Source organism: Streptomyces sp. URMC 123, assembly GCF_051386515.1.
In the GTDB taxonomy this organism is placed as follows: Bacteria; Actinomycetota; Actinomycetes; order Streptomycetales; family Streptomycetaceae; genus Streptomyces.
On record NZ_JBPQTV010000383.1, the window covers coordinates 1 to 5,559 of the forward strand.

A 5,559-nucleotide genomic window follows, 5' to 3' on the forward strand; every position below is an offset into this window, starting at 1 on the left:
GGGTGACGCGGGGGGCCTGGGGGGCCTCCTCCAGGACGACATGGGCGTTGGTGCCGCCGATGCCCAGGGAGCTGACGCCGGCGCGGCGCGGCAGGGGGCCCGCCGGCCAGGGGCGGCTCTCGGTGGGCACGTAGAACGGCGACTCGTCGAGCCGCAGCAGGGGGTTGGGGGTCTCGAAGTGGAGCGTCGGCGGAATGGTGCGGTGCTCCAGCGCCAGCACCGCCTTGATCAGGCCGGCGATGCCGGCTGCCGCGTCGGTGTGCCCGATGTTGCTCTTCACCGAGCCGAGCGCGCAGTAGCCGGTGCGCCCGGTGCCGGCGCCGAAGGCGCGGGTGAGCGCCGCGACCTCGATCGGGTCCCCGACGGGCGTGCCGGTGCCGTGGGCCTCCACGTAGCCGATGGAGTCGGCCTCCACCCCCGCCATGATCTGCGCGGTGAGGATGACCTCGGCCTGGCCGCGCACGCTGGGCGCGGCGAAGCCGACCTTGCGGCGGCCGTCGTTGTTGACGGCGCTGCCCCGGACGACGGCGTGGATGTGGTCGCCGTCGGCGAGGGCGTCGTCGAGCCGCTTGAGCAGGACCGCCCCGAGCCCGTCGCCGGCGACCATGCCGGTGGCGCCGGCGTCGAACGGCCGCACGCGGCCGTCCTCGGAGAACGGGCCGTCCTCGACGTAGCGGTAGCCGCGGCGCCGGGTGGGGTTGAGCGACACCCCGCCGGCCAGCGCCATGTCGCAGCGGTGCGCGAGCAGGTCCTGGCAGGCCAGGTGGACGGCGACGAGCGAGGTGGAGCAGGCGGTCTGCACCGAGACGCTCGGACCGGTGAGGTCCAGCTCGTAGGAGACCCGGGTGGCGAGGGTGCTGTTCACGTTGCCGAGCTGGGCGTGGTGCAGGGCCACGCTGTCGCCGCTCGCGGCCAGCCGGGGGTGGATGTGGTCCAGGTAGTAGCGGCTCTGCACCGCCCCGGCGTAGACGCCGATGGCGCCGGGGTACGTGCCGGGGCCGTAGCCGGCATGCTCCAGGGTGTGGTGGGCGCACTCCAGGAAGAGCCGCTGCTGCGGGTCGAGCAGTTCGGCCTCGGCGGGCGGGCAGCCGAAGTACTCGGCGTCGAACTCCTCGATGCCGTCGACGACGGACTCCACCTTGACGAGGTAGGGGTCGTCGAGGTGGGCGGGGTCGCCCCCGGCGGCGAGGTACTCGGCGTCGCCGAAGGCGGTGATCGACTCCCGGCCGTCGACGAGGTTGCGCCAGTACGCGTCGAGATCGCGGGCGCCGGGGAAGCGGCCGCCCATGCCGATGATCGCGATCTGGGTGCCCTGGGCGTCGTCGACGCCATGGTGATCGCCCGGAACGTCGTCCCCGTGGCCGTTGTGCGCGCCCGTGCCGCTGTTCACGTTCCTCACCGCGTCCTTTCGCCGGGCGTGTCCGCCCACTGGTCGGCCGCTCGCTGGTCCCCCGGGCGCGGGTCCCCCGCGTGCGGGTGCGCCGCCCGGCCGGGCCTGGGCCCGGGCCCGCGCCGCGCCGTCATCTGCCGCTGCCGCAGCGCCCGTTCCCGTGCGCGGTCCAGCTCGGAGCCCGCCTCGGAGCCGGCGCCGGGGCCGCGGGAGAGCAGCCCGGCGAGCGCGGCCACCGTGGGGTGGTCGTACAGCTCCACCAGCGGCACCTCGCGGCCGAGCCGGCGCCGGTAGAGCGTCTGGGCCTTCACCAGCAGCAGCGAGTGGCCGCCCAGGTCGAAGAAGTTGTGCCGGGCGCCGACGTCGTCGCGGCCCAGGAGCTCGCTCCAGATGGCGGCGATGTCGCGCTCCAGCGCGCTGCCCGGCCGCACGAACGGCGTGCCGGGCCCGCCCTGTTCGACGGCCGGCCGGGCCAGGAGGGCCGCCCGGTCGGCCTTGCCCGCGGCGGTGAGCGGCAGCCGCTCCAGCAGTTCGACCGTGCCGGGCACGCAGTAGTGGGGCAGCCGGGCCGCCACCCAGTCGCGCAGCTCGCCCGGCGTCACCGCCCCCTGGGGCACGCACCAGGCCGCCAGCCGGTCGCCGCCGGGCCCGCCCGTACGGACGAGGACCGCGGCCTGCCGGACGGCGGGGTGGGCGGCGAGCGCCGCCTCCACCTCCTCCAGTTCGATGCGGAAGCCGCGCACCTTGACCTGGTTGTCGACCCGCCCGAGGAACTCGATCTGCCCGTCGGAGCGGTAGCGCGCGAGATCGCCGGTGCGGTAGAGGCGGCCGCCGCGCTCGCCGCCGAACGGGTCGGGCACGAAGGACTCCGCGGTGCGCCGCGGGTCGCCCAGGTAGCCGCGGGCCAGGGGCATCCCGCCGATGTACAGCTCCCCCGGCACGCCCACCGGCACCGGCCGCAGGGCGGCGTCGAGCAGGTGGATACGGGTGTTGGGGTTGGGCCGTCCGATGGTGACGGCGGCGTCCCCCGCGCGCTCCTCGAACACCTTGCAGCTCACGCCGATGGTCGCCTCCGCCGGGCCGTAGCCGTGGTAGAGGGTGGCGCCGAGCCGCGCGCGGAAGCGCCGGTAGAGCTCGGGGGTGAGGGCCTCGCCCCCGCACCACAGATGGCGCAGGGAGCGGCCGACGGCGGCGATGTCGTCGCGCTCCAGCAGCACGTCCAGCATCGAGGCCACGATGTAGAGGAAGGTCACGCGCTCCCGGACGATCACCTCGGCGAGATGGCCGACGTCGCCCTGGGCCCGAGGGTCGGCCAGCACCAGCCGGGCGCCGTTGACCAGCGGCAGGAAGATCTCGTTGACGGAGATGTCGAAGCCCATGGGGGCCTTGTGCAGGACCGCGTCCGCGGTGGTCATGCCGAGCAGCCGGGACTGCCAGACCAGGCGGTTGGCGATGGCCTGGTGACGGATCATCACGCCCTTGGGGGTGCCGGTCGAGCCCGAGGTGTGGATCACATAGGCGAGGTTCTCCATGTCGACCCGGGCCCCGGGGTCGGCCACGTACGCGCGGGCCCCGGGCGCGGACTCGTACGCGTCGGCACCGGACGCGGACTCGTACGCACGGGCCCCGGGCACGGCCTCGTACCCGGTCTCCGCCCCGGCCTCCGCCTCGGCGAGGTCGAGCACCGGCGCGTCCAGCGGCGGCGGGGCCTCGGTGCGCCGACCGTCGGTCAGCACCAGCACCGGCCGCGCGCCCCGGGCGACGGCCGCCCGGCGCAGCTCCGGCCAGGCCGGCTCCAGCGGCATGAACGCCCCGCCGGCCTTGAGCACGGCCAGCAGGCCCACCACCAGCTCGGGCGAGCGCACCAGGTGCAGACCGACGACCCGCTCCGGGCCGACGCCGAGCGCCCGCAGCCGGTGGGCCAGCAGGCCGGCGCGCCGGTCGAGTTCGCGGTACGTGAGCGTGGTGTCGCCGGCCACCACGGCGACCAGGTCGGGGGTGCGCTCCGCCTGCTCCTCCACGAGCCGGTGCAGGGGCCGGTCCACCGCCGGGTCGTCCGTGGTGCGGCTCCACTCGGTGAGCGTCCGGCGCTCCTCCGCGGCGGTGAGCACCGGCAGCCGGCTCAGCCGCAGGCCCGGGTCGCGGGCCGCGCCGCACACCACCGTGACCAGATGGCCGAGCATCCGCTCGACCGCCTCCGGGGTGAACAGATCGGCCCGCGCGGTCAGCCCCAGCGCGATGCCGTCCGGGCCCTCCCGGCCCTCCACGACCAGGGGGAACCGGGCCGTCCCGTTGTGGTGCGGCACCTCCTCGAAGACCAGCCCCGCCGTGGCGATCCGGCGGGGCGGCGCGGCCACGTACGAGAACACGGCGTCGAACAGGGGCGCCTGTCCCACGGCGTCGGCGGGCCGCAGCGCCTCGGTGACGCGGTCGAACGGCACGTCCTGGTGGGCGAAGGCGTCCACGCAGGTGTCCCGGGTGCGGGCCAGCAGATCCCGGAAGACGGGGTCGCCCCCGAGGTCGGTGCGGAGCACGACGGTGTTGCCGAAGTTGCCGACCACGTTCTCGAACTCGGCCCGGCCCCGGTTGACCACCGGGGAGCCGATCGCGATGTCGCTCTCGCCGGTCCAGCGGTGCAGCAGCACCTGGTACGCGGCGAGCAGCACCGTGTACAAGGTGACCCCGGCCTCCTTCGCCAGCGCGCGCAGGGCCCGGGTGTCGTCCTCCCCGAGCCGCGCGTCGCGCCGGACGCCGGCGGTCGTGGACGCGTCGCCGGCGGGGCCGGGGCGCGGCCGGTCGGCGGGCAGCGCGGGCAGGGGCGGCGGCGGGGACAGCCGGCCGCGCCAGTAGTCGAGCTGGCCGTCCCAGGCGCCGGACGCGAGCCGGGCGTTCTCCCAGCGGGCGAAGTCGGCGTACCGCACGGCCGCCGGCCGCGGCGCCGCGGCCGGCCCGTCACCGGCCCCGGTGGACCGGGCCCGCTCGTAGCGCTCGGCGAGCTCACCGAGCACCTGCCCCCAGGCCAGGTCGTCGAAGGCGATGTGGTGCACGGTGAACACGAGGAGGTGGTCGCCGGGGGCGAAGCGGAACAGGCGGAAGCGGGCGGGGGGCTCGCGGTCGAGGGCGAAGGGGCGGGCGCCCTCGCGCTCGATGAGCTCCCGCGCCGCGTCCGCCCGGCGCGGGCCGGGGGCGTGGGCCGGCTCGGCGGTCAGCGCGGGCCCGGCCGGCGGCTGCACGCGGCGGACCGGCGAGCCGTCCTCCTCGGCGGGGTAGACCGTACGCAACACGTCGTGCTCCTCGACGAGCGAGGCGACGGCCGCGGCGAGCGCGGCCTCGTCGAGCTCACCGGTGAGCCGCACCCCGCCGCACAGGTTGTACGCGGCGCCGTCCGGGCGCAGCCGGTGCAGGAACCACATGCGGCGCTCGGCGGAGGACAGCGGGGCGGCGGCCGTCCCCGGCCCGGCGCCCGTACGGATCGGGTCGAACGAGGTGTCGTCCGGCCCGCGCAGGCCGGCCTCCGTCAGCAGCAGCCGCTGCAGCTCGCGGCGCCGCGCGGCGAGTTCGGGGCCCGTCCGGTCCTCGGTGTCCTCGATGCGGGTCACTGCGTGGTTCCTCCGTGGGGGCGGGGTCGTCGCCGACGTTTCGTCACCGACGTTTCGTCACCGACGGTTCGGCCGCGTGGGGCGTCGGTTCTCGACTCGGCCGAACGTAACAGCGGGGCGTGTACGGGGGCGTCCAACCCGGGTAGCGATTACGGTCTCCAACCGTGGTTCCGTCACGTCGCCCTCCGAGCGCGACGTCCGCGTTGTGGGTCGTCCGTGACGTGCCCATCATCGACGTGAGCGTCGGCCTCTTCCCTCGACCCTCGACGCGCCCCGGGGGGGGCGGTGTCTTTGCCCCAGCCTTCGGGGTGAACCCCCATTCCCGCCCCGAAGGGGCTGGCGTCTTTCCCTGGCCGAAGGCCGGGGGTACTTTCCCGCCCCCTCGGGGGCGAACCCCCACCTCCCCGCCCTGGAGGGGCGGATCTCTCCCCGGTCGAAGGCCACCACGAGCGTTCCCGCCCCGAAGGGGCGGCAGTCTTTCCCGGCCTTCGGCGCGAAGCCCCTTTTCCCCGCGCCGAAGGCGCGGGACTCGTTTTTCCCGCGCCTTCGGCGCAGAGCCCCCCGGCCGAA

The 5,559-nt window shown here is 75.8% G+C and carries 2 protein-coding genes; both read right to left on the reverse strand.

The genetic code is table 11. The features are described 5' to 3' along the window. A partial coding sequence (locus tag ACSNOD_RS27715) for a type I polyketide synthase (RefSeq protein ID WP_436769812.1) occupies positions 1-1,390 on the reverse strand: 1,390 nt, incomplete at its 3' end. Between the two features lie 5 nt (positions 1,391-1,395). Next, positions 1,396-4,989, reverse strand: a complete 3,594-nt coding sequence (locus ACSNOD_RS27720; protein ID WP_436769813.1) for a non-ribosomal peptide synthetase — start codon at positions 4,987-4,989, stop codon at positions 1,396-1,398. Between the last annotated feature and the right edge of the window lie 570 nt (positions 4,990-5,559).